The sequence below is a fragment of the Acidaminococcus hominis genome, from assembly GCF_900291475.1.
GTDB lineage: Bacteria > Bacillota > Negativicutes > Acidaminococcales > Acidaminococcaceae > Acidaminococcus > Acidaminococcus hominis.
On the sequence record NZ_OLMM01000005.1, the window covers coordinates 102,087 to 122,402 of the forward strand.

The following is a 20,316-nucleotide window of genomic DNA, read 5'->3' on the forward strand; positions in this document are numbered from 1 at the left end:
CTACACTTTCTCTTTCACGTTCTTGCCCAGTAAGCCCGTAGGTTTATAGAGCAAGATGATAATCAGGATGGCAAAGGCTGCTGCATCACGGAAGGTGGAGGAGAAGAAGCCGCTGACCATGGCTTCTACCAGACCCATGATGATGCCGCCCAGCATAGCGCCGGGGAGAATGCCGATGCCGCCTACAACAGCTGCAATGAACGCCTTGATACCGGGCATCATGCCCATCAGGGGATCAATGGAGTTGTAGTAGATGCCTACCAGTACGCCGGCGGCAGCAGCCAGGGCAGAACCCAGGGCGAAGGTCATGGAAATAACCCGGTCGATGTTGATGCCCATGAGCCGGGCTGCGTCTGCATCATAGCTTACCGCTCTCATGGCCTTGCCGGCTTTGGTCCGGTTAACGATGTAAGTCAGAACCAGCATCAGGATAAAGGTGCTTACCAAAATGATGATCTGCTGGTTGTTGATGATGATGCCGCCGATGTTATAGACCGTGGGGGCAAAAATTGCCGGGAAGGTCCGGGGCTGGGGCGTAACCAAAAGTATCATGCCGTTTTCCAGAAAGAACGATACGCCGATGGCGGTAATCAGGGCCGCAATCCGGGGTGCGTTCCGCATGGGGCGATAGGCAATCCGTTCAATGATGATACCAGCAATAGCGGAGCCCAGCATGGCCAAAACGATGGAAGGCAAAAAAGGTAAACCAAACTTGCTGGTGGCTACATAGCCAATATAGGCACCCACCATGTAAATATCACCGTGGGCGAAGTTAATTAATTTGATGATGCCATAAATCATGGTGTACCCGAGGGCAATCAGCGCATAAATGCTGCCCAGTGACACCCCGTTTACAATTTGCTGTACAAATTGTAAAGCAAAAGAACCCGTGTCCATAAGCCTTCCTCCTTTGGAAAAATTTTGGCGTCAGGTCAGTTGAGCCTGACCCAACGCCATATAGACTGAATTTGAAACTTACAGGTTAATCTTTTCTTTGAAGGTCTGTACGCCGTTCTTCATTTCGATGATGATACCGCCGGATACAGGGTTGTGATCCTTATCCAGGGTGAATTTCCCAGTGGCTACTTGGAAATCTTTCATCTTGGCCATTTCGTCGGCAATCTTGGTACCATCGGTGCCGCCAGCTCTCTTGATGGCTTCGGCTACAACCAGGCCTGCATCATAGGAGTGGATGGCAAAGGTATCCGGTTCTGCGTTGTATTTGGCTTTGTAGTCTTTGATGAACTGTTGTACATGGGGATCTTGATCCTGTGCGGAATAAGCGCTGCTGAAGTAGGTGTTGTTCAGAGCATCAGCACCAGCAATTTCTGCCAGTTTCGGGGAATCCCAACCATCGCTGCCCAGGATTGGGCAATCCAGGCCAACTTCACGAGCTTGTTTTACAATCTTGGAAACTTCTTCATAATAAGCCGGTACATACAGGGCTTGAGGATCAGCAGCCTTCAGTTTGGTCAGGGCTGCCTTGAAATCTTGGTCTTTAGCCAGGAAAGCTTCCTTGGCTACAACCTTGCCGCCGTTTTCTTCCAAAGTCTTGCCGAATACTTCCATCAGGCCTTTGGAATAGTCACTGGAAGAATCATAGAAAATAGCCACATTCTTCACGTTCAGGCTCTTAACCGCGAAGGTTGCCATAACCTTGCCTTGGAACGGATCCGTGAAGCAGGCACGGAAGATGTAGGGACGAACCTTGCCTTTTTCATCCACCGTAATGCCAGGTGCCGTAGCTACAGGAGCCATCAGAGGAACCTTGGCGTTGGTGACTACAGGCGTGGCAGCGGATACGCAGCCGCTGGTAGCAGGTCCAACAATAACAGCAACCTTATCCTTGGAAATCAACTTGGTTGCCTGGTTGCCAGATTCAGAGGGCTCGGATTTGTTGTCCGCCTGGACAATAGTAATCTTTTTGCCGTTTACCCCGCCTTTGGCATTGACTTCATCAATAGCCATTTGGAATCCGTTGTAACAGGATTTACCGTAGTTGGCAACGTTGCCGGTGAGTTCAAACAGGGCGCCCACCTTGATTTCATTGCTGTTAGCTGCTTCTTTCTTACTGTCACCGCAGCCTGCAAACATGGTTGCCATTACCGTTGTCATGGCGATAGCGCCGACCGCTTTTTTCCATCCTTTCATCCATAACACCTTTGCTTTCTAGGGGATTCTTGCCAGGGAGCTGTACGAAAGACGGCCGGCCTTGCAAGTTAAGCCTATTATACGTACTTATTCGCGGTTTTGCAATACTCTTTTTACAAAATTGATGCGAATTTTTAATTTGTATACCGTTTTTATGTACATTTTGTGAAGCGTATGTATTTAATGGACATTTGTCTATTGTGAAAGATATATTTCATGCATTCAGATTTTACATGGAATCCTATTTTCAGAACAATAACCGGACAGAAAGAGAAATTGTCAGGATATGGACCTATCGTGTATAATGAAAGGCGGAAGGAGCGTTGATCAGCCTATGCATATCCATGTGGTTCCCTTATTCTGCTGGCTGCTGGAAATTATCTTTTTGTTCCGGTACCAGACCATCTATTATTATATGCAGACCTTTCCCGGGCTGCTGCGCAGCAAGCGCCCCTCTCCGGTTCGGATTATTGTCATTGACCAGGGATTCCTGTTTTTCCTGCTTTTTTATCTGGGGCGGCTGATTTTCTTTTTCTACTGCCTGTTCCTGATTTTATTTGATGATATTTTATGGGAGCCCGCCTCCATGCTGCTGATTCTGTCCGGCTATGAGCAGCTGGCCGTATTCTACCAGATTCCTGGTATGGCCATCCGGGACCCCAAAACAGGCATCCGGTTTCCCACCCATTGGTTCATGCTGGTAATCCGGGGCCTGTCCCTATACGTATTGGGACATCTGGCTTTTACCCTCTAATCCCGCTGGATGATGGCCGGCTGCTGCAGCTGCCGGCTTTTCTTGTACCTAAATTACGAAAAGGAGCTGACTTCATGACCGTTATCCTGCTTTGCATGGCGCTGGGCATTGCGGCCGGCTTGGTAAACCTGTTTTCCTACAAAATAAAGCTGGGCCTTAGCCGCATTTCCCAGGCGGCCCTATGCACCATGATTTTTTGCCTTGCAGCCAAAATTGGCAGCAATCCCCAGCTGCTTGTCCAGTTGCGCACCCTGGGCATCCAGTCCCTGGCCATCTGCCTGGGCAGCATGCTGGGCAGCTTTCTGCTGCTCCTGATAGTAGAGCGGATTTTTGCCCGGGAAATCCACACCCTGTTCCAGGAGGCCAAGAAATGATCCGGCTCATTCTGCTCTCCCTGGTGCTGGGCTTTGGCGCGGGATATGCTTTTCTGACCCCGGACCAGGGGCCCCTTTTGGACACCATTCTCATGAACGCCCTGAACATCATGATTTTTGTTTCCGGCATTGAAATCGGGGAAAACAAGGCTCTAATCCGGCAATTCGTCACGCCCAGGAATTTAAGCCTTTGTCTGGCCATTCCTGCGGCCATCACCCTGGGGAGCCTGACCCTTGGCACGTTATTTGGCCTTTTGACTGGCCTACCCTCCCGGGACAGCCTCCTGGTCAGCGCTGGTATGGGCTGGTACAGCCTGTCGTCCGTGGTTATCGGCTCCCTGTATTCCACCAAGGTGGGCGCCATTGCCTTTATTGCCAATTCCCTCCGGGAACTGCTGTGCTTTATTTCCGTGCCCCTTTTGACCCGGTGGTACAAATTTCCCTGTATCGGCCTGGGCGGCGCCAGTACTATGGACTCCACCATGCCCGTACTGTTAAAGTACATCAATACCCCTGCGGCCATTTTGGGCTTTGTCAGCGGTTTTCTTCTGACTCTGGAGATTCCCTTTCTCCTGACCTTTCTCATGCCCTAAGGGCCAATTTTCCCCTTACAGCGCACAAAAAAACAAGGAAGCAGCCAGCGTATAGCTGGTCACTTCCTTGTTTTTTTTGTGTGTGATTTATCCCAGGAGGCCTTGCGGCTGGAATCTTACAGCTCTTTATATTCAGCTGTCCATTGGCTGTCCAAAACAGCTTGGGCAGGGTCGGCAATGGCTTTTTGGTTGACGCCTTCTTCTACAATGCGCTGGGCCACCTTCTGGGCCAGCACCACCGTGAAGTCCTGGAGATGGGTAACCGGCGGCAGCACAGAGGCACCGGCGTTTTCCACCTTTACTTCATCAGCCAGGGCATGGGCAGCAGCTGCCAGCATTCCCTGGGACACGCATTTGGCGTGGCAGGCAGTTACGGCCAGTCCCATCCCCGGGAACACCAAGGAGTTGTTGGCTTGGCCAATCTGGTACTTCACCCCTTGGTATCCCACTTCCTGGGAAGCAGTGCCGGTAGCCACCAGGGCCCGGCCTTCCGTCCAGGCAATCAGGTCCGCAGCCTTGGCTTCTGCCAGTTCCGTGGGATTGCTCAGCGGGAAGACAATGGGGCGTTCCGTATGGGCAGCCATTTCCTTGACGATGCTTTCTGTAAAGGCACCGCCCACCGTGGAGCAGCCCACCAAAATGGTAGGATGAATGGCTTTTACCACTTTTTCCAAGGTGTCCAGGTCGTGACTGTCCGCAAATTCCGTTCTCTTGCGGGTAAACAGGTTTTGTTGGGGGGTCAGGGCATCGGAATCCTCAAACAGCAGGCCCTGTTGGTCCACCAGGTAGAACCGGTCCTGGGCTTCTTGGGGGGTCAGGCCCTGGAGCAGCATTTCTTCGTAGACCTGGCGCACAATGCCCATGCCGGAGGTGCCGGCGCCAAAGCACAGGAATTTCTGGTCCGTAAGCTTCTGCCCGGAAATCTTCAGGGCGCCCAGAATGGCTGCCAGGGTTACCGCCCCGGTGCCTTCAATATCGTCGTTATAGACGGCAAATTGGTTGGCGTATTGGTCCAGCAGACGGGCTGCATTTTCCCGTCCAAAATCCTCAAAATGGATGTACAGGTTGGGGAACAGCTTTTCAGCCGTTCTCACAAAGCGGTCCACAAAGGTATCGTAGGCAGCGCCCACAATCCGTTTGTGGTGCAGCCCCAGGTACAACGGGTCATCAATCAGGCTCTGGCGGCTGGTGCCAGCATCCAGTACCACCGGCAGCACCTTGGCCGGGTCAATGCCGGCAGCGGCGGTGTACACCAGGATTTTCCCGGTGGAAATGCTGACCCCGTTGGTGCCCCAGTCCCCGATGCCCAGAATGCTTTCCCCGTCGGTAACTACGATCAGTTCAATATCCCGGCCGGCAGCCCCGTTGCGCAGGGCTTCTTCGATATCCCCCATGGCGTCAATGGACAGGTAGACGGCGTTTTGGGGAGTGGTGAACAGTTCGCTGTACTGCTTGACGCTTTCGGCTACGCCAGGAGCATACAAAATGGGCAGCAGCTGTTCCAGCTGATGGGAGAACAGGTAAAAGAACAGGGTCCGGTTCCGGCTGAACAGCTTCATCAGATAGTGGCGCTGTACTGCCCGGTTAGGCCGTTCACAAACATTTTCGTAAGCCTGCTGGGCCTGGAGTTCCAGGGTTTCCACATGGGGCGGCAGAATGCCCACCAGCCCGTATTTTCTCCGTTCTTCCAAAGAAAAGGCAGTGCCTTTGTTCAGGAAGGGATCGTTTAACAAATCATAACCCATTTTCGTTGCAGCCATTGTACTTATCTCCTTTTTCTTCCAGGCCTTGGCCTGACTTCGTCGGTGGTTGGGACCGGCTACAGATTTATTTTTATTTCAGTGCATACAAAATACATTTTCGTGATTCTGTAGCAATTTTACACAGGCAGAAAAAGAAAGTAAAATACATTTCTGTTCTTCACCCAAACTTTTAGTTATAATAAAGACAGAAGGAGGTGCCCCATGAAACTGACCCAAATCGAATACTTTATTGCTGTCTGCCAATGCGGCAGCTTCACCGGAGCCGCAGAGAAATGTCATATCTCCCAGCCCGGGATTTCCAAGGCCATGCAGGAACTGGAGCAGGAATGCGGGGTAGCCCTGTTCCAGCGCAACCGGAACAACATCCAGGTCACCCCCCAGGGCCGGATTCTGCTGGAACACGCCCAGCAGTTCGAGAACCATTACTAGAATTTGTGCCAGGTGGTAAAGAATCTGGCACACAGCCGGACCCTGCTGCGGATTGGGGTGGCCACCATGCGGGGAAACACCATTTTCCCCAAGCTCCACGGTGCCTTTTTAAAGGAACATCCCCGAACCACCATCGAAACCATCGAGGAAACCACCAATGTGCTATACGAGCTGCTGGACCGGCAGGAAATTGATTTTGCCCTGTGCGTTACCAACCATATGCCGGAAGAGCCCTATCACCACCTGCTGCTGCGGAAAAGCTACCTGAAACTGTTTGTCCGGAAGGACCACCCCCTGGCCAGCAGAACATCCCTGAGTCTGAAAGAGCTGAAGGACGTGCCTTTGGTCATGTTTTCCGACCATTTTGACCAGACCACCTATATCAAGCGGATGTTTGCAGTCAGCGAGGTGCAGCCCCGGATTGTCCACCAGACCTCCCAGGTCTTCACCATCCTGGAATACATCCGCAGTGAAGCGGCTGCCGGTTTTCTTACCGAAGAAATTGCCAGCCAGGAACCGGACCTGGCGGCCATTCCCATTACCGAATTCCATCCGGCCTTTATTACCCTGGTGTGGAACAAAAATGTGCGCCTGCATCCGGCCATGGAAGAATTTATCCGTTTCGTCAAGCAGTCCAGGTTTATCCAGCCTTTGGAACCACCCCAAAAAGCGGAACCGTCCAGCTCTGCTAAAAAATAAAAAAGCCTTCTCCAGCTGCTGCAGCTGGAGAAGGCTTTTTTTAGGGAACTTATTCCCAAATGGTCTTCATGATTTCTTTGTATCTTTGGCCCATTTCCTTGGTAATCAGGTCGAACAGGGCATAGAACATATCCCCATTGATGCTTTCGTTTTCGAACACTACGCACAGGTCCAGAATCAGGGAACCTTCCGGATCCAGATAGAACTTGAAAGCCTTGTAGCCTTGGTTGAAATCGGTGATCATTTTTTCCAGGGCTTCCTTGTTGTTGTCCTTCAGGGCCTTGGGGGCCAGCAGCACCCGAATCATGCCAAAAGCCGTGTCGTCCAACAGAACCACCAGGACCACGGGCGTACCATCAATATTTACATGGGAACGGAATACGGCGGTGTGGAACCGGTCCCCTTCAATGGCTTGTACCTGAAATGCTTTCGGATCTTTCTTGTCCAAATATTCTTGGAATGCTTGGGCTCTCTTGTTTAATTCTGCCATACTAACTTCCTCCTCAATTCAATTGATTCCATCAAATCTAACAATAACAGGATAGAGCATTCTCCGGCTTTCGTCAAGCTATCCACTTATGCACAAAGTTATCCCCAAAAATCGGGAAGTTATCCACATTTTCTGTGGATAACTTCTGGGGTTAGAGCTATATTTTGTGCGAAAAGCTGTTCGTACTACAAAATCCGGAGGGGCTTATCCACTTATACACAAGTTATCCCCAAGAATTGTGGATAACTTTGGGGAAAATCCACAGGGGTTTAACCAAAATTCCCTGTCTGTGGGCATTTATCGCCACTTTTTACATTCACTTTTCTGTATGCCACAGCTTTTTATCCAGTTATCCACAGAGTTTTCCACCATTGGGGCAAAAAATAGGCTTGTGCAGTTGTGCACAAGCCTATTTTTACGCTTTATTCGTCTTCTTCATCCACGGTATTCACAATGGCCAGAGCAGCAACCTTATCGCCGCTTTCCAGATCCATCAGTTTCACCCCTTGGGCATTTCTGCCATAGGTGGAGATATCCGCCGCATTCATCCGGATGATGATGCCAGCTGCAGAAATCAGCATGATTTCCTGTTTTTCCGTAATGAACTTGGACCCTACAATCAGGCCCGTCTTATCGGTGACTTTCAGGTTGATGATACCTTTGCCGCCCCGGTTCTGAACCCGGTACTCGGAAATATCCGTCCGTTTGCCCTGTCCCTTGTCGGTTACGGTCAGCACTTCACCCGTATCGTCCAGGCAGCTGTCCATGGAAACCACCGTATCGTGAGGCCGCAGCAGAATGCCCCGTACCCCGTGGCTGGTTCTGCCCATGGGCCTTACATCCTCTTCGTTAAAGTGGATGGCGTAGCCGTCCCGGGTAGCCAGGAGGATATCGTTCTTGCCGGAGGTGAGCTTCACGTCAATGAGTTCTTCCCCTTCGTCCAGGTTGATGGCAATCAGGCCGCCTTTCCGGGCGGACTTGAATTCGCTGACGCTGGTACGCTTTACAATACCGGCGTTGGTAGCCATAAACAGGAACTTGTCTTCGTCAGAACTGATGCCGCTGTGGACGGCAATCACGGCGTTGACCTTTTCGTTTTCTTCCAGCGGCAACAGGTTCCGGATATAGGTTCCCTTGGCGGTACGGCCGGCTTCCGGAATTTCGTAGCCCTTCTGCCGGTAGACCCGTCCCCGATTGGTAAAGAACAGGATATTGTCATGGGTGCTGGCCATCAGCAGGTGTTCGGAGAAGTCCCCTTTCACCTTGTTGTCTTCCTTGACAATCTTGCCGCTGCCGGCCTTGATGCCCCGGCCGCCCCGGTTCTGGTTGCGGAAGTTGGTGAGGGCCTGACGTTTGATATAGCTTTGGTGGCTGATGGTAATGACCACGTCCTCCTCAGCAATCAGGTCTTCGGTTTCCAGTTCCCCGGCATCGGGTACAATGGAGGTTCTCCGGGGATCCCCAAAACGCTTCTTCACGTCCAGCAGATCTTCCCGGGCGATACCCATAATCTTATGTTCGTCGGACAACACGTCCTCCAAATAGGCAATATTGGCCATAACTTCCTGGTATTCGTCCTCAATCTTCTGCCGTTCCAAACCGGTCAGGCGTTGGAGACGCATATCCAAAATGGCCTGGGCCTGCTTGTCGCTCAAGGCAAACTTGTCCATCAAGGCTGCCTTGGCTACGTCGCCGTTGGCGCTGGCCCGGATGGTGGCAATGACTTCGTCCAGGTGATCCAGGGCGATTTTCAAGCCTTCCAAGATATGGGCCCGTTCCTTGGCTTTGCGCAGTTCGTACTGGCATTTCCGGGTAATGACATCCTTCTGGTGTTCCAGATAATATTCCAGAATCTGTTTCAGATTCAAAATCCGGGGATGGCCTTTGACCAGGGCCAGCATAATAATGCCGAAGGAATCCTGGAGCTGGGTATGCTTGTACAGCTGGTTCAGCATCACTTCGGGCACCACATCGCTGCGGAGCTCGATGACAATGCGCATACCCTTCCGGTCGGATTCATCCCTTAGGTCCGTAATGCCCTCCAGCACCTTGTCCTGCACCAGGTGGGCAATGCTCTCAATGAGTTTTGCCTTGTTGACCTGGTAGGGAATCTCAGTCACCACAATCCGGTTCTTGTTTTTGGGCATGGGTTCCACATGCGCCTTGGCCCGCACCTTGATAACGCCCCGGCCGGTGGTATAGGCCTGGCGAATGCCGTTGATGCCCAGAATCTTGGCTCCCGTAGGGAAGTCCGGTCCTTTGATGGCTTTCATCAGCTGTTCAATGGTGCAGTCCGGATTGTCGATAAGCATGACACAGGCATCCACCACTTCGTTCAGGTTGTGGGGCGGAATGTTGGTGGCCATACCTACGGCAATACCGGCGGAACCGTTGATCAGAAGAGCCGGTACCTTGGCCGGCAGCACGGTGGGTTCCTTCAGGGATTCATCGTAGTTGGGGATGAAATCCACCGTATCCTTTTCAATATCCCGCAGCATTTCTACGGCAATCTTGCCCATACGCACTTCGGTATACCGCATGGCAGCCGCAGGGTCACCATCCACGGAACCGAAGTTCCCGTGGCCGTCCACCATCAGATACCGGGTGGAGAAATCCTGGGCCAGCCGAACAATGGCGTCGTATACGGAGGAGTCACCATGGGGGTGATACTTACCTAAAACATCGCCCACGATACGGGCGGATTTCTTATACGCTTTGGTCGGCAGCATGCCGGCTTCGTTCATGGCATACAGGATGCGCCGGTGAACCGGTTTCAAACCGTCCCGCACATCCGGTAAGGCCCGCTGTACAATAACACTCATAGCATAGTCGATGTACGACTTCTGCATTTCGTCTTCTACGTATACGGGAATTACCTTGCCTGCCGTGATGGTCTGTTTATCATTTTGCTGATCATCCACGTTCTCACGCTTCCTTTCCTGCGCCCTCCCGGGCTTTGCTGCTAATTGTTTACTTTAAGAACAGATCATAAACCTGCTTGCCGATCAGCACGATGGTTACGATCAAGAACAGGGTACGGATATAACCCACACCCTTTTTGATGGCCATTCTGGCACCTAGCCGGGCTCCGGCAATTTCCACCAGACCCATGGGCAGCGCGTACCAGAAATATACCTTGCCCAAGACCAGGAAGGCTACCAGCCCGCCCAGGTTGCTGGCCAGGTTCAGGGTTTTGGCATTGCCTGCTGCGGTAACAAAATTATAGCCAAAATATAAAAAGGCAAAAATCAGGAACGTTCCCGTTCCCGGACCGAAAAAGCCGTCATACATGCCCAGGCACCAGGCCATAAAGGCAATGCCCACCGCCATGGTCCGGCTCATTTCCGTCATTTCGTTGACGCCGTTCCACTCTTTTTTCTTAAAGGTGTACACCGCCACCGCAATCAGGGAAATGACCACGATGTACCGCAGAATCTGGTCCGGTACCAAAGAAACCAGACAAGCGCCTACGGCGCTGCCTATAGCGGATAAGGGCATCATTTTGATAATTTTCCGGTCGATTTTGCCGGAACGCACAAAAGTAAAAAAACTGGTAATGGCGCCGATGCTGGCCGCAAACTTGTTGGAGCCCAGGGCAACGGGCATGGGAAGAGGGGTCGCCATGTAGGCGGGAATGGTAATCAGTCCCCCGCCCCCTACGGCTGCATCCACAAAAGAGCCCACAAACCCGGCCACCAGCAAAAACACCAAATCATGCCACGAAAAAACGATGGTTTCCATTCCCTACTCCTTCCAGGTCAGATATAGTCCGGCCCAGCCCGCCTGACAAGAGGCGGTGAGCACAGCTTCTGTCATTTTGTTGCTTACTGCATAGGGATTTTCCTGGGTTAAAGAGGAATGGTCAAGGGGCCAGCGGACCCCTTCAATACTCACTGTGGTTTCCGCCGTCAGGGGGAGCAGGCTTACAGCCGCGGGCCTGCGCCCAGCGGGAGTAAAGGCTGCGCCCTCACCGGGGCCCAGAAAACACAGGATTTCCTGTTCATCAGCCAAAATCACGGTGCTGCCCCGCTTCTGACAGGACAGCAGGCAATAAAGATTGCCAAACAAATGGTCCGCCCGGCCGCCCCAAACCCCGGTGGCCAGAACCAGACAAGGGACCTTGATATCTTGGAGAATCAAGGACAGGTCCGTATCGTCCTTGTTCACGGGAAAGGTTTTCACCTTGGCGCCGGCCTGGACAAATTTTTCCCAGGCGCCGGGCGCCGCACTGTCCCTATCCCCATACAAAAAGCGGGGCGTCAGGCCGGCTTTGGCGCAGTGGTCCGCGCCCCGGTCCGCCGCATAAAGGGGCAGGTCCCCTGCTGCTTTCCGCAGCCACTGGGGATCCGGCCGCCGGCCGCCGGCCACCACCACAAGGGGAGCGCCAGAGTCCTTGGTCAGTTCCCACTTGCCCTGGGGAAGCAGTATTTGGGTACCCATAGCTGCCTCAGAAGTCCAGGTTGGTAACCTTGCCGGCATTTTCCTCGATGAACTGCCGCCGAGGTTCAACCTTGTCCCCCATAAGCACGGAGAAAATGGAATCGGCATTGGCCGCATCTTCTAGCTGTACCTGGAGCACCGTCCGCTTGCTAGGATCCATAGTGGTTTCCCACAGCTGTTCCGGGTTCATTTCGCCCAAGCCTTTGTAGCGCTGCACGTAGGGGTTGTTGTTTCTGCCCACTTCATCCAGTTTCTGCTGGAGTTCGTCATCGCTGTAGGCGTAGGTGTGCTTTTTCCCGGTACGGATCAGGTACAGGGGCGGCTGGGCAATGAACACATTGCCGTGGATAATCAAGGGTTTCATATACCGGTAGAAGAAGGTCAGGAGCAGGGTTCTGATGTGGGCCCCGTCCACGTCCGCATCGGTCATGATGATGATCTTGCCGTAGCGGATCTTCTCGATATTGAATTCTTCCCCGATGCCGCAGCCAAAGGCCGTAATCATGGCCCGGATTTCCTGGCTGTTGAGCATCTTGTCCATACGGGCTTTTTCTACGTTCAAAATCTTGCCCCGCAGCGGCAGGATGGCCTGGAAATTTCTGTCCCGGCCCTGTTTGGCGCTGCCGCCTGCGGAGTCCCCTTCTACCAGGTAGATTTCGGTTTCTTCCGCATTCTTGCTGGAGCAGTCAGCCAGTTTGCCCGGCAAAGAGCTGACTTCCAAAGCAGACTTTCTGCGGGTCAGGTCCCTGGCTTTTCTAGCAGCAGCCCGTGCCCGGTTGGCCATAACGGCCTTATCGATGATTTTCTTGGCTACGGGAGCATTTTCTTCGAAGTATTCGGTCAGGGCTTCGGACACCATGTTGTCCACAATGCCCCGGACTTCACTGTTGCCCAGTTTGGTCTTGGTCTGGCCTTCGAACTGGGGTTCCCGGACCTTCAAGCTCATGACGCAGGTAAGACCTTCCCGGACATCGTCCCCGGACAGGTTTTCCTCGTTTTCCTTCAAAAGTCCGTTTTTCCGGGCGTAATCGTTGATGCACCGGGTCAGGGCCTGTTTCAGGCCGGCCAGATGGGTGCCGCCCTCTTCCGTATTGATGTTGTTGACAAAAGTATAGATATTTTCCGTGTAGGCGTCCGTATACTGCATGGCCACTTCCACGATGGTATCCTGCCGTTCCCCTTCCACGTAGATGGGGGGTTCGTGCAGGGCTTCCTTGCCCTTGTTGATGAATTCCACAAAAGAAACAATGCCGCCTTCGTAGTGGAAGGTCTCATCGGCGCCGGATCTTTCGTCGGTGAGCTGGATCTTGACGCCCTTGTTCAGGAAAGCCAGTTCCCGAATCCGGTGCTTCAAGGTATCGTAGCTGTACACGGTTTCCGTGAAAATGGTGTCATCGGGCCAGAAGGTTACGCTGGTCCCGGTTTCGTTTTCCGGACAGGTGCCTTTTTCGTACAGGGGACGGGTGGTTTTGCCCTTGGAAAATTCAATGCCGTAGATTTTTCCGTTCTTTTTGACTTCCACCACCATGCGCTTGCTCAGGGCATTTACGCAGGATACGCCAACCCCGTGCAGACCGCCGGAAACCTTATAGCCCCCATCGCCGAACTTGCCGCCGGCGTGGAGCACGGTCATAACCACTTCAATGGCGGGTTTGCCCACCTTATGCATTTCTACCGGAATACCGCGGCCGTTATCGGTAACGGTAATGCTGTTGTCATCATGGATGAACACGTGGATGTGGTCACAGTAGCCAGCCAGCGCTTCGTCGATACTGTTGTCGATGACTTCGTACACCAGGTGGTGCAGCCCTCTGCCGCTGATGCTGCCGATATACATACTGGGACGCTTGCGGACGGCTTCCAGACCCTCCAATACCTGGATCTGCTCAGCGCCGTAATCACCATGGACGGCAATTTCTTCTTCAATCGATTGTTTCTTCTTTGCCATACAAACCTCCCGAATTCTGCTTATCGTCTTTGCAATGTTTTGCTGGAAATACCGGACAGGATAATCTTATCCACGGTAACCACACAGCTGGAGGGAGGAAATTCCTCCGTCAGGTCAATGACCTGGTGGGCCTCAATCTTGGGCTTCAGGAAGAAGCGGTACAGATTGGTCCGTTTGTTCCGGATATCAAAAATCCCAATGATTTCATCATTGCGGACAACGTAGTTATTTCCCACGTGCAGGTACATAAAACCGACTCCTTTTTGCTCTCGACAAAATGCGTTCCACCAGTTCTGGATTCAATTTATCCGGTGTCAGTCCCCGGTCCAGCATTACCGCAAAGGCTTTTTCCAGGTCCGTGGCATCAGGTTTCAGGGCCTCATTCATGGCCCATTCTTCCAGAACGGCTTTAACGTCAGTAAATGTTATTCTATCACAATTTAGCGTTTCTCGGCAATCTTCCCAGCGCAGCCAGGGACTTTTCTCCAGGGCCCGGCGGATTTCCCGCCGTTTTTCAGCCAGTTGTTTCCGGGCACAGGTGGCGCAGATTTCCTCATCCCCAATCAGCGGCACGCCGCACACCGGACAGCGCCGGTTGGGGTCCACCTTGGGAATAAAGGGTCCCTGGTCATCCAGTTTGGGGGCTGCCGGCTCATCCAGAATGCCATGGTAAAACTTCAGCTCCCGGATGATCCGGTGCCGGCCAGGGCGATACCCGGGCAGGCTCTGGTTGATTTTCCCCAGCAGCTGGCCCTGCATCATCATCAGATTGTGGGACCAGGCCGGGTTATCCGTATGCAGGTACAATACCCCATTTTCCAGCCGGTAGGGCTGGGAATGGTTGGCCGCCGTATGGCCGATGATATCGGCCCAATGGGTCCGCAAATGGTACATGATATATTTCTGCTTGGCATCCTTGCTTTTCAGCACCTTCAACACCAGCAGCTCAGCATCCTTCATGACCGTCCTCCTGCAGGCTGCCGTTTTCCACTGCGTAGGCAGCCCAATCTCCGCTGGCCGGAGCCAAGGCCCGGTCGTTCACCGTCAAAAGGGTCTGGACCGTGCCGCTGATAAAGCCCAGCAGCTTTTCCCGACGGCTGCTGTCCAGTTCACTAAGTACATCATCTAACAGCAGCACTGGATATTCGCTGCGCACGGCCTTGATAAATTCCAGTTCCGACAGCTTCAGCGCCAAAGCGGCGGTCCGCTGCTGGCCCTGGGACCCATAGGTTCTCAGCGCCCGTCCTGCGTGGAGAATTTCCAGGTCGTCCCGGTGAGGCCCCACGCTGGTGTAGCCCCGGACATAGTCCAGCCGGTGCCGAGCCTTCAGCTCCTCCTGGTACAGGGCCTCCCACTGGGACCGGTCTCCCCGCTCCGTCAGCACTGCTTCTCCCTGGCCCCGTTTCTGCACATAGGAAAGGGACAGCGCACCGGTTGTCCCTGTAATTCCGTCATAAACCCGTTGGGCAGCCTGAACAATCCCCCCCAAAGCCTGCAAACGAAAATCCAAAATTCCTGCCGCCAGCTGGGAAAGGGCTACATCCCAAACAGAAAGCTGGGCTTCGTCCAACTTTTCCGCTTCCCGGCACTGCTTCAAAAATTTGTTCCGCTGCTGCAGGACTCGGTTGTACTTGCTCAAAAGGTCGTAGTATACCGGACTGATCTGGGCAATTTCCATATCTAGAAATTTTCGGCGCAAGGACGGATCTCCCTTGACCAACAGCAGGTCATCCGGGGTGAAAAGCACCAGATTCAGTTGGCCGTACTGCTCCTTCGGGGTCACAGGCGTCCCATTTAACAGGTTTTCTTTTTTCAGTTTCCCCCGTTCATGGTACCGTTTCACCAGCAGGGTATTTTCCCCGAACCGGTCACGGTACGTGACTTCTGCTGCCCATTCTTCTGCGCCAAAGCTGGGAAGCTCCTCCTCATGCCGGGTACGGAACGAAAATCCCCGGGCACCGTAATAGATGCCCTCCAGCAGATTGGTTTTTCCCTGGGCATTATTTCCGTAAAATACGGTCACGTCATGATGCAGGGGAAGGTTTACGTGATCATAATTGCGAAAATGGTGCAGGCGCAGACGCTCCACTCTCATTAGAAAATTACCCGTACCGGCGTAACAATGTAGGTATAGCTTTCATCATTTTCCGGAGTGAGCCGGGCCGGAGACAGGGAACTGTTGGTTTCCAGCACCACCCGGTCCGTATCGCATTTTTTAAAGAACTCCAGCAGGTACTTGGAGTTGAAGGCAATATTCAAGGGCAGTTCTTCCCCAATGGTCACGCAGGGAAGTTCTTCCCGGCCCTGCCCCAGATCGCTGACCGTAGAAGACAGCACCAGCCGGTCATTTTCCAAGGACAGGCGCACAATGCTGTATTCATCATGGGAGAATAAGGTCACCCGCTGCACGGCCTTTTCCACTTCCGTCCGTTCCAGGACGGTCCGGTTTTTGAAAGAAGGCGGGATGGGTTTGGTATAATCCGGGAAACGGCCTTCAATCAGGCTGGAAATAATGGTTAAATCCCCTACTTCTACCTGTAACTGACGGTTTTCCAGGGTCAGCACCACATCTCCAGGCAAATCCCCATTTAAATTGGCACTGATTTCCTTCAGTACCCGGGCAGGAATCAGCATGGAGAAATTGCTGTCGTCCCCCTCTTCCAGTTCCACCGTTTTGATGGCCAGCCGGTGGGTGTTGGTTCCTACGGCAGTCAGGGTTTTGCCTTTTTTCTCAAAGAACACACCGGTATACAGGGGTCGCTGTTCATCTGTGGAACAGGCGTATACGGTAGAAGAAATCAGACTGCCAATCATTTCGTCCTTTAAATGCATTACCTGGTCCTGTTTCAGTCCCGGCAGTGCAGGATAATCTTCATAGTCCATCAAAGGAATATGGTATTTCCCATGGGCTTTGCTGGCTTCAATGGTTAACTCTTTTTCATTTTCCTGTTGACTTAAAGTAACTACTTCATCATTGTCAAAACGGGTAAACAGATCACCGATGGCCTTTACAGGAACCAGCAGTTCTCCAGCTTCAAGACCGTTGACCTGCAGGATATCACGCATACAAAAGTTGGTATCCATGGCAATGAGCTGCAGGACATTTTCCTGGAGAATCATATGAATCCCCGAGAAAATGGGGGAATTGGGACTTGATGAAATGGCTTTCTTTACGATATTAATGGCTTTGGCCAATTGGCTGCTTTGGCATGAAAACTGCATGGCAGATCCTCCTTTTTTCTATATCGCTGAAATATATAAAATTCGTAATCATCGTAGTAGGGGGTGTGGGTATGTGGATAAGTGGGGGATATCCAGGTTTTAAGCCATTTTCCGGGTCTAAAAACCTTGTGGATAACCCTGTTCACGTTATCCACATACCCACATCCGGCGCGGCTTTGCGACTTGTCCACACTTTTTTACACAAGTTATGCACAAAGTTATGCACAGCTTGTGGATAACTATTTTATTTTTTCAGTTCCGCAATGAGATCGTTGATTTTCCGGTCCAAAATGGCATCTTCCTGCCGTTCTTTGGCAATTTTTTCACAGGCGTGGATTACCGTGGTGTGATCCCGGCCCCCAAAACTTTCTCCGATCCGGGGCAGGGATAGGTCCGTCATTTCCCGGGCCAGATACATGGCAATCTGTCGGGGATATACTACGTTCCGAGTCCGTTTCTTGGCTTTCAGGTCGTCTACGCGGATTTTATATTCAGACGCTACCATCTGTTGGATGGCTTCTACGGATATAATTTTGGCCGTACTGGTAATATTCAGGTCTTTTAAGGCTTTCCGGGTCAGTTCCAGGTCAATGGGCTGGTGTGTCAGGTCGGCAAAGGCCCGGACCTTGGTGTAGGCGCCTTCCAGTTCACGGATGTTGGTCTGGATGCTGCTGGCAATCATCAAAATTACATCATTGGGGAAATCGATATGGTCGTTTTGGGCCATGTTGCGCAAAATAGCCATCCGGGTTTCCAGGTCAGGATGCTGGATATCTACTGTAAGACCCCATTCAAACCGGCTGGTCAGCCGTTCTTCCAGGGTATCCAGTTCAGAAGGTTTCCGGTCGCTGGAGATGATGATCTGTTTTTCTGCTTTGTACAGGGTTTCGAAGGTATGGAAGAATTCTTCCTGGGTGGATTCCTTTTTCCGCAGAAATTGGATATCGTCGATAAGCAGTACATCGATATTTCTGTATTTATTCCGAAAGGCTTCTGTTTTGTTGCTTTGGATGGCGCCGATCAGTTCATTGGTAAATACTTCACTGGAAGTATAAAGAATTTTCATTTCCGGATGATTCTGGTGAATCCGGTTTCCGATGGCGTTCATCAAGTGGGTCTTGCCCAGTCCGGAATCACTGTAGAGGAAAAAGGGGTTGTAGGCTTTGGCCGGGTTGTTGGCTACGGCCAGGGCTGCTGCATGGGCAATCCGGTTGGAGTTGCCGATGACGAAGTTTTCAAAGACGTATTTGGGAGAAAGGTTGCTTTGAAATTCCTGGGTGGGCTGTTTGGCCGCCGGTTTGGGGAACTGGGCCTTTACAGGAGCAGGGGGGACAGCCTGAGCATCATCCGGGAAGAGATTTCCTTCTTCCTTTTTTTCTTCTACCACCTGGACTTCCAATTTCATGGGTCTGTTGCAGATCATGGAAAGGTCTTCCTGTAAACTTTCCACAAAGTGGTTTTCCAGCCAATCTTTGGTAAAGTTGTTGGGAACGTCGATGGTCAGGGTGGTGTCCGTCAGGGAGGCTGGCTTTACCTGCCTCATCCACCGCTGAAACGAACTTTTTCCTGTGCTATTTTGACTGTTTTCTGCTGCAGCCAGGAGATTTTTCCATACTGGAAGCAGATTTTCATTGTTCATTGCCGATCCATCCTTTTTTTATACTTTGGAAACATCATTATACCATATGAACTGCTTTTCCTGAAAGGACGCCTGTGGAAAAACTTGTGGACATGTGGATAAAGTTGGCTTTTCCACGGGGATAAGCCCCGAATTTTACAGGATTTTAGGGGTTTTTCCACAAGAAAAAAATTAAACACAGAAAGTTATCCACAGGTGTGGATAACTTTGGGGAAAAGTGCATAACTTGGGGCTTCCAGGGCTTGAAACGAACGGATGTTCTGTGGAAAAAAATTGGGGAAAAAAGGGGGTACTCTTTGGCTCTGTTTTTACGGAAAAGACAAAGCTAACAAAATAATAATCCAGTGGCGGAATATGCCAAGGAATTGTATAATAGGGAAAAACATGGGAAAAGGTACCGGAATCCAGGGGGTTCCAGGTCTTGGGAGGCAGGTATGGAATTAAGTGAAATGATATGGAAATTAAACCGGCTGATGGCTTGGAACCGGGAATTGTACCACCAGGCAGCTTTTCATTTGGGACTGACGGACAGTGAAATGATGATTTTTCGAGCCCTTTTGTCGGAGCCGGGGCCTTTGACCCAGGCGGATATTGCCCGTTATTGTTTCCAATCCCGGCAGACCATCAACTCGTCCCTGCTGAAAATGCAGGCTCAGGGGGACCTGGAATTGTTTCAGGAGGGGCAGCAGCGGAAAAAATGGATCCGGCTGACAGAGCAGGGAAGGCGGCGGGCCCAGGCTACCGTGGCCCGGATGAAAGAAGCGGAAGAAGCGGCGGCGGGGAGCTGCACGCCGGAAGAATGGGAAGCCGCCAGAACGGTGCTGAGACGGTACGAAGGATATTTGGAACAAAAGCTTAACGGACTGTGGCAGACTCCTGAGAAAAAATAAAGTTTTGGTTGCGTCTTGGACCCACTATTTTTATAATTAAGGGAGAATACGGCAGCAAACAAGAAATACACTATAAAATATATGTTTAGCAGGAGGAACAACAATGTCTAAATTACGTATTGCCATTACTGCGGATACCTATCCGTATGCTTCAGAAGTAACCAATTTGGTCAAGGCGCCTTTTGCACCCCGGGATCTGGTGGAAGTCATTGCCGAGCTGGGGGCCATTCCCATGGTGCTGGCCGATGTGCCCGGTGCCAAAGGGGAAGATTATGTAGATTTGTTCGATGGGCTGATCATTCCTGGCGGCCCGGATATGGATCCTACCTTTTTCGGGGAAGAACCTTCCTGGAAAGTAGGGCGGGCCAACTACAAACGGGATGTTTTTGAACTGGAACTGTTTAATGCCTTCTACAAGGCCGGCAAGCCTATTTTTGGCATTTGCCGGGGCTGTCAGCTGATCAATATCGCTTTGGGCGGCAATGTGTACCAGGATCTGCCTTCGGAAAATCCTGCCTGTACCATTCGTCATTCCCAAGCTGCGGAAGGCTCCTATCCCACCCATCATGTGGAAATCAAAGAGGGCAGTGCCCTGTACCATATCCTGGGAGACCGGGCTTATGTAAACTCCCGGCATCATCAGGCCGTCAAGGAAGTGGGTAAGGGCCTGGTGGTTACCGCAACGGCGCCGGACGGGGTCATTGAATGTGTGGAAACGCCGGATTGGCAGATTGTGGCCGTCCAATGGCATCCGGAAAATATGTGGCGGGCCGATGCCGGCATGAAGCAGCTGTTTGCTGACTTCCTGGACCGGGCAGCCCAAGACAAATAAAAAGATGGTTAGAAAAGCGGAGCTGCTGCGGCAGCTCCGCTTTTTTTGACATTGGGGTAAATTGTGTCTATAATTAATATCCGATATCGGAC

The 20,316-nt window shown here is 51.9% G+C and carries 20 protein-coding genes; 7 read left to right on the plus strand and 13 right to left on the minus strand.

What is annotated here, in order from left to right; translation table 11 throughout:
- Together C7E10_RS06885 and C7E10_RS06890 are read right to left on the minus strand one after the other, a co-directional pair.
- A complete protein-coding gene (locus C7E10_RS06885) occupies positions 1–897 on the minus strand; it encodes a branched-chain amino acid ABC transporter permease (RefSeq protein WP_105326600.1) in 897 nt (298 codons plus the stop codon).
- Between the two features lie 78 nt (positions 898–975).
- The gene (locus C7E10_RS06890; protein ID WP_105326601.1) at positions 976–2,151 is read right to left on the minus strand and encodes an ABC transporter substrate-binding protein; all 1,176 of its coding nucleotides are present in this window, start codon (positions 2,149–2,151) and stop codon (positions 976–978) included.
- Positions 2,152–2,485: 334 nt separating this feature from the next.
- Between C7E10_RS06890 and C7E10_RS06895 the strand changes: the two genes are divergently transcribed.
- The 3 genes from C7E10_RS06895 to C7E10_RS06905 all read left to right on the plus strand — a co-directional run bounded on the left by C7E10_RS06895 (position 2,486) and on the right by C7E10_RS06905 (position 3,872).
- Entirely contained in the window at positions 2,486–2,905 is a 420-nt protein-coding gene (locus C7E10_RS06895; RefSeq protein WP_105326602.1) for a hypothetical protein, read from the plus strand.
- A gap of 74 nt (positions 2,906–2,979) precedes the next feature.
- The gene (locus tag C7E10_RS06900) at positions 2,980–3,279 is read left to right on the plus strand and encodes a LysO family transporter (RefSeq protein WP_105326603.1); all 300 of its coding nucleotides are present in this window, start codon (positions 2,980–2,982) and stop codon (positions 3,277–3,279) included.
- A complete protein-coding gene (locus C7E10_RS06905; protein WP_105326604.1) occupies positions 3,276–3,872 on the plus strand; it encodes a LysO family transporter in 597 nt (198 codons plus the stop codon). Before C7E10_RS06900 ends, C7E10_RS06905 begins: the two co-directional genes overlap by 4 nt.
- Before the next feature lie 116 nt (positions 3,873–3,988).
- Here C7E10_RS06905 and C7E10_RS06910 read toward each other — a convergent pair whose 3' ends face one another.
- Positions 3,989–5,641, minus strand: a complete 1,653-nt coding sequence (locus tag C7E10_RS06910) for an NAD-dependent malic enzyme (RefSeq protein ID WP_268802715.1) — start codon at positions 5,639–5,641, stop codon at positions 3,989–3,991.
- 195 nt (positions 5,642–5,836) lie between these two features.
- On the opposite strand from C7E10_RS06910, the gene C7E10_RS12310 reads away from it, so the two are divergent.
- Together C7E10_RS12310 and C7E10_RS06915 are read left to right on the plus strand one after the other, a co-directional pair.
- Positions 5,837–6,064 (plus strand): LysR family transcriptional regulator, encoded by a 228-nt coding sequence (locus C7E10_RS12310; RefSeq protein ID WP_231085703.1) that lies wholly within the window; start codon positions 5,837–5,839, stop codon positions 6,062–6,064.
- Between the two features lie 12 nt (positions 6,065–6,076).
- Positions 6,077–6,763, plus strand: a complete 687-nt coding sequence (locus tag C7E10_RS06915) for a LysR family transcriptional regulator substrate-binding protein (protein WP_231085704.1) — start codon at positions 6,077–6,079, stop codon at positions 6,761–6,763.
- A gap of 49 nt (positions 6,764–6,812) precedes the next feature.
- On the opposite strand, the gene C7E10_RS06920 is transcribed toward C7E10_RS06915, so the two are convergent.
- The 10 genes from C7E10_RS06920 to dnaA all read right to left on the minus strand — a co-directional run bounded on the left by C7E10_RS06920 (position 6,813) and on the right by dnaA (position 18,502).
- Complete coding sequence (locus C7E10_RS06920; protein WP_105326606.1) at positions 6,813–7,253, minus strand: hypothetical protein; 441 nt, start codon at positions 7,251–7,253, stop codon at positions 6,813–6,815.
- Between the two features lie 422 nt (positions 7,254–7,675).
- Positions 7,676–10,174 carry a DNA gyrase subunit A gene (gene gyrA, locus C7E10_RS06925; protein ID WP_105326607.1) on the minus strand — a complete coding sequence of 833 codons (2,499 nt, stop codon included), beginning with the start codon at positions 10,172–10,174 and terminating at the stop codon, positions 7,676–7,678.
- Between the two features lie 49 nt (positions 10,175–10,223).
- The gene (locus C7E10_RS06930) at positions 10,224–10,994 is read right to left on the minus strand and encodes a sulfite exporter TauE/SafE family protein (RefSeq protein ID WP_105326608.1); all 771 of its coding nucleotides are present in this window, start codon (positions 10,992–10,994) and stop codon (positions 10,224–10,226) included.
- A 3-nt stretch (positions 10,995–10,997) separates the two neighbouring features.
- Complete coding sequence (locus C7E10_RS06935) at positions 10,998–11,693, minus strand: thiamine diphosphokinase (RefSeq protein ID WP_105326609.1); 696 nt, start codon at positions 11,691–11,693, stop codon at positions 10,998–11,000.
- Positions 11,694–11,700: 7 nt separating this feature from the next.
- Positions 11,701–13,641 (minus strand): DNA topoisomerase (ATP-hydrolyzing) subunit B, encoded by a 1,941-nt coding sequence (gene gyrB / locus C7E10_RS06940; RefSeq protein ID WP_105326610.1) that lies wholly within the window; start codon positions 13,639–13,641, stop codon positions 11,701–11,703.
- Positions 13,642–13,661: 20 nt separating this feature from the next.
- Positions 13,662–13,889 (minus strand): extracellular matrix regulator RemB, encoded by a 228-nt coding sequence (remB, locus tag C7E10_RS06945; protein WP_105326611.1) that lies wholly within the window; start codon positions 13,887–13,889, stop codon positions 13,662–13,664.
- Positions 13,867–14,601, minus strand: coding sequence for a DciA family protein (locus tag C7E10_RS06950; protein WP_105326612.1), 735 nt, complete (start codon positions 14,599–14,601; stop codon positions 13,867–13,869). The genes remB and C7E10_RS06950 overlap by 23 nt, the downstream gene beginning before the upstream one ends.
- Entirely contained in the window at positions 14,588–15,736 is a 1,149-nt protein-coding gene (recF, locus tag C7E10_RS06955) for a DNA replication/repair protein RecF (RefSeq protein ID WP_105326613.1), read from the minus strand. The genes C7E10_RS06950 and recF overlap by 14 nt, the downstream gene beginning before the upstream one ends.
- The gene (gene dnaN, locus C7E10_RS06960) at positions 15,736–16,863 is read right to left on the minus strand and encodes a DNA polymerase III subunit beta (protein ID WP_105326614.1); all 1,128 of its coding nucleotides are present in this window, start codon (positions 16,861–16,863) and stop codon (positions 15,736–15,738) included. The genes recF and dnaN overlap by 1 nt, the downstream gene beginning before the upstream one ends.
- A 244-nt stretch (positions 16,864–17,107) precedes the next feature.
- Positions 17,108–18,502 carry a chromosomal replication initiator protein DnaA gene (gene dnaA / locus C7E10_RS06965; RefSeq protein ID WP_105326615.1) on the minus strand — a complete coding sequence of 465 codons (1,395 nt, stop codon included), beginning with the start codon at positions 18,500–18,502 and terminating at the stop codon, positions 17,108–17,110.
- 434 nt (positions 18,503–18,936) lie between these two features.
- Here dnaA and C7E10_RS06970 point away from each other — a divergent pair, with 434 nt between their 5' ends.
- A complete protein-coding gene (locus C7E10_RS06970; protein WP_105326616.1) occupies positions 18,937–19,392 on the plus strand; it encodes a MarR family winged helix-turn-helix transcriptional regulator in 456 nt (151 codons plus the stop codon).
- 103 nt (positions 19,393–19,495) lie between these two features.
- Complete coding sequence (locus C7E10_RS06975; RefSeq protein ID WP_105326617.1) at positions 19,496–20,224, plus strand: gamma-glutamyl-gamma-aminobutyrate hydrolase family protein; 729 nt, start codon at positions 19,496–19,498, stop codon at positions 20,222–20,224.
- Positions 20,225–20,316 lie beyond the last annotated feature (92 nt).

Excerpts from the sequence above, each read along its gene's own strand:
- C7E10_RS06885 (WP_105326600.1), bottom strand. The coding sequence starts at position 897 with ATGGACACGGGTTCTTTTGCTTTACAATTTGTACAGCAAATTGTAAAC.
- C7E10_RS06890 (WP_105326601.1), bottom strand. The coding sequence starts at position 2,151 with ATGAAAGGATGGAAAAAAGCGGTCGGCGCTATCGCCATGACAACGGTA.
- C7E10_RS06895 (WP_105326602.1), top strand. The coding sequence starts at position 2,486 with ATGCATATCCATGTGGTTCCCTTATTCTGCTGGCTGCTGGAAATTATC.
- C7E10_RS06900 (WP_105326603.1), top strand. The coding sequence starts at position 2,980 with ATGACCGTTATCCTGCTTTGCATGGCGCTGGGCATTGCGGCCGGCTTG.
- C7E10_RS06905 (WP_105326604.1), top strand. The coding sequence starts at position 3,276 with ATGATCCGGCTCATTCTGCTCTCCCTGGTGCTGGGCTTTGGCGCGGGA.
- C7E10_RS12310 (WP_231085703.1), top strand. The coding sequence starts at position 5,837 with ATGAAACTGACCCAAATCGAATACTTTATTGCTGTCTGCCAATGCGGC.
- C7E10_RS06920 (WP_105326606.1), bottom strand. The coding sequence starts at position 7,253 with ATGGCAGAATTAAACAAGAGAGCCCAAGCATTCCAAGAATATTTGGAC.
- C7E10_RS06930 (WP_105326608.1), bottom strand. The coding sequence starts at position 10,994 with ATGGAAACCATCGTTTTTTCGTGGCATGATTTGGTGTTTTTGCTGGTG.
- C7E10_RS06935 (WP_105326609.1), bottom strand. The coding sequence starts at position 11,693 with ATGGGTACCCAAATACTGCTTCCCCAGGGCAAGTGGGAACTGACCAAG.
- gyrB (WP_105326610.1), bottom strand. The coding sequence starts at position 13,641 with ATGGCAAAGAAGAAACAATCGATTGAAGAAGAAATTGCCGTCCATGGT.
- remB (WP_105326611.1), bottom strand. The coding sequence starts at position 13,889 with ATGTACCTGCACGTGGGAAATAACTACGTTGTCCGCAATGATGAAATC.
- C7E10_RS06950 (WP_105326612.1), bottom strand. The coding sequence starts at position 14,601 with ATGAAGGATGCTGAGCTGCTGGTGTTGAAGGTGCTGAAAAGCAAGGAT.
- recF (WP_105326613.1), bottom strand. The coding sequence starts at position 15,736 with ATGAGAGTGGAGCGTCTGCGCCTGCACCATTTTCGCAATTATGATCAC.
- dnaN (WP_105326614.1), bottom strand. The coding sequence starts at position 16,863 with ATGCAGTTTTCATGCCAAAGCAGCCAATTGGCCAAAGCCATTAATATC.
- dnaA (WP_105326615.1), bottom strand. The coding sequence starts at position 18,502 with ATGAACAATGAAAATCTGCTTCCAGTATGGAAAAATCTCCTGGCTGCA.
- C7E10_RS06970 (WP_105326616.1), top strand. The coding sequence starts at position 18,937 with ATGGAATTAAGTGAAATGATATGGAAATTAAACCGGCTGATGGCTTGG.
- C7E10_RS06975 (WP_105326617.1), top strand. The coding sequence starts at position 19,496 with ATGTCTAAATTACGTATTGCCATTACTGCGGATACCTATCCGTATGCT.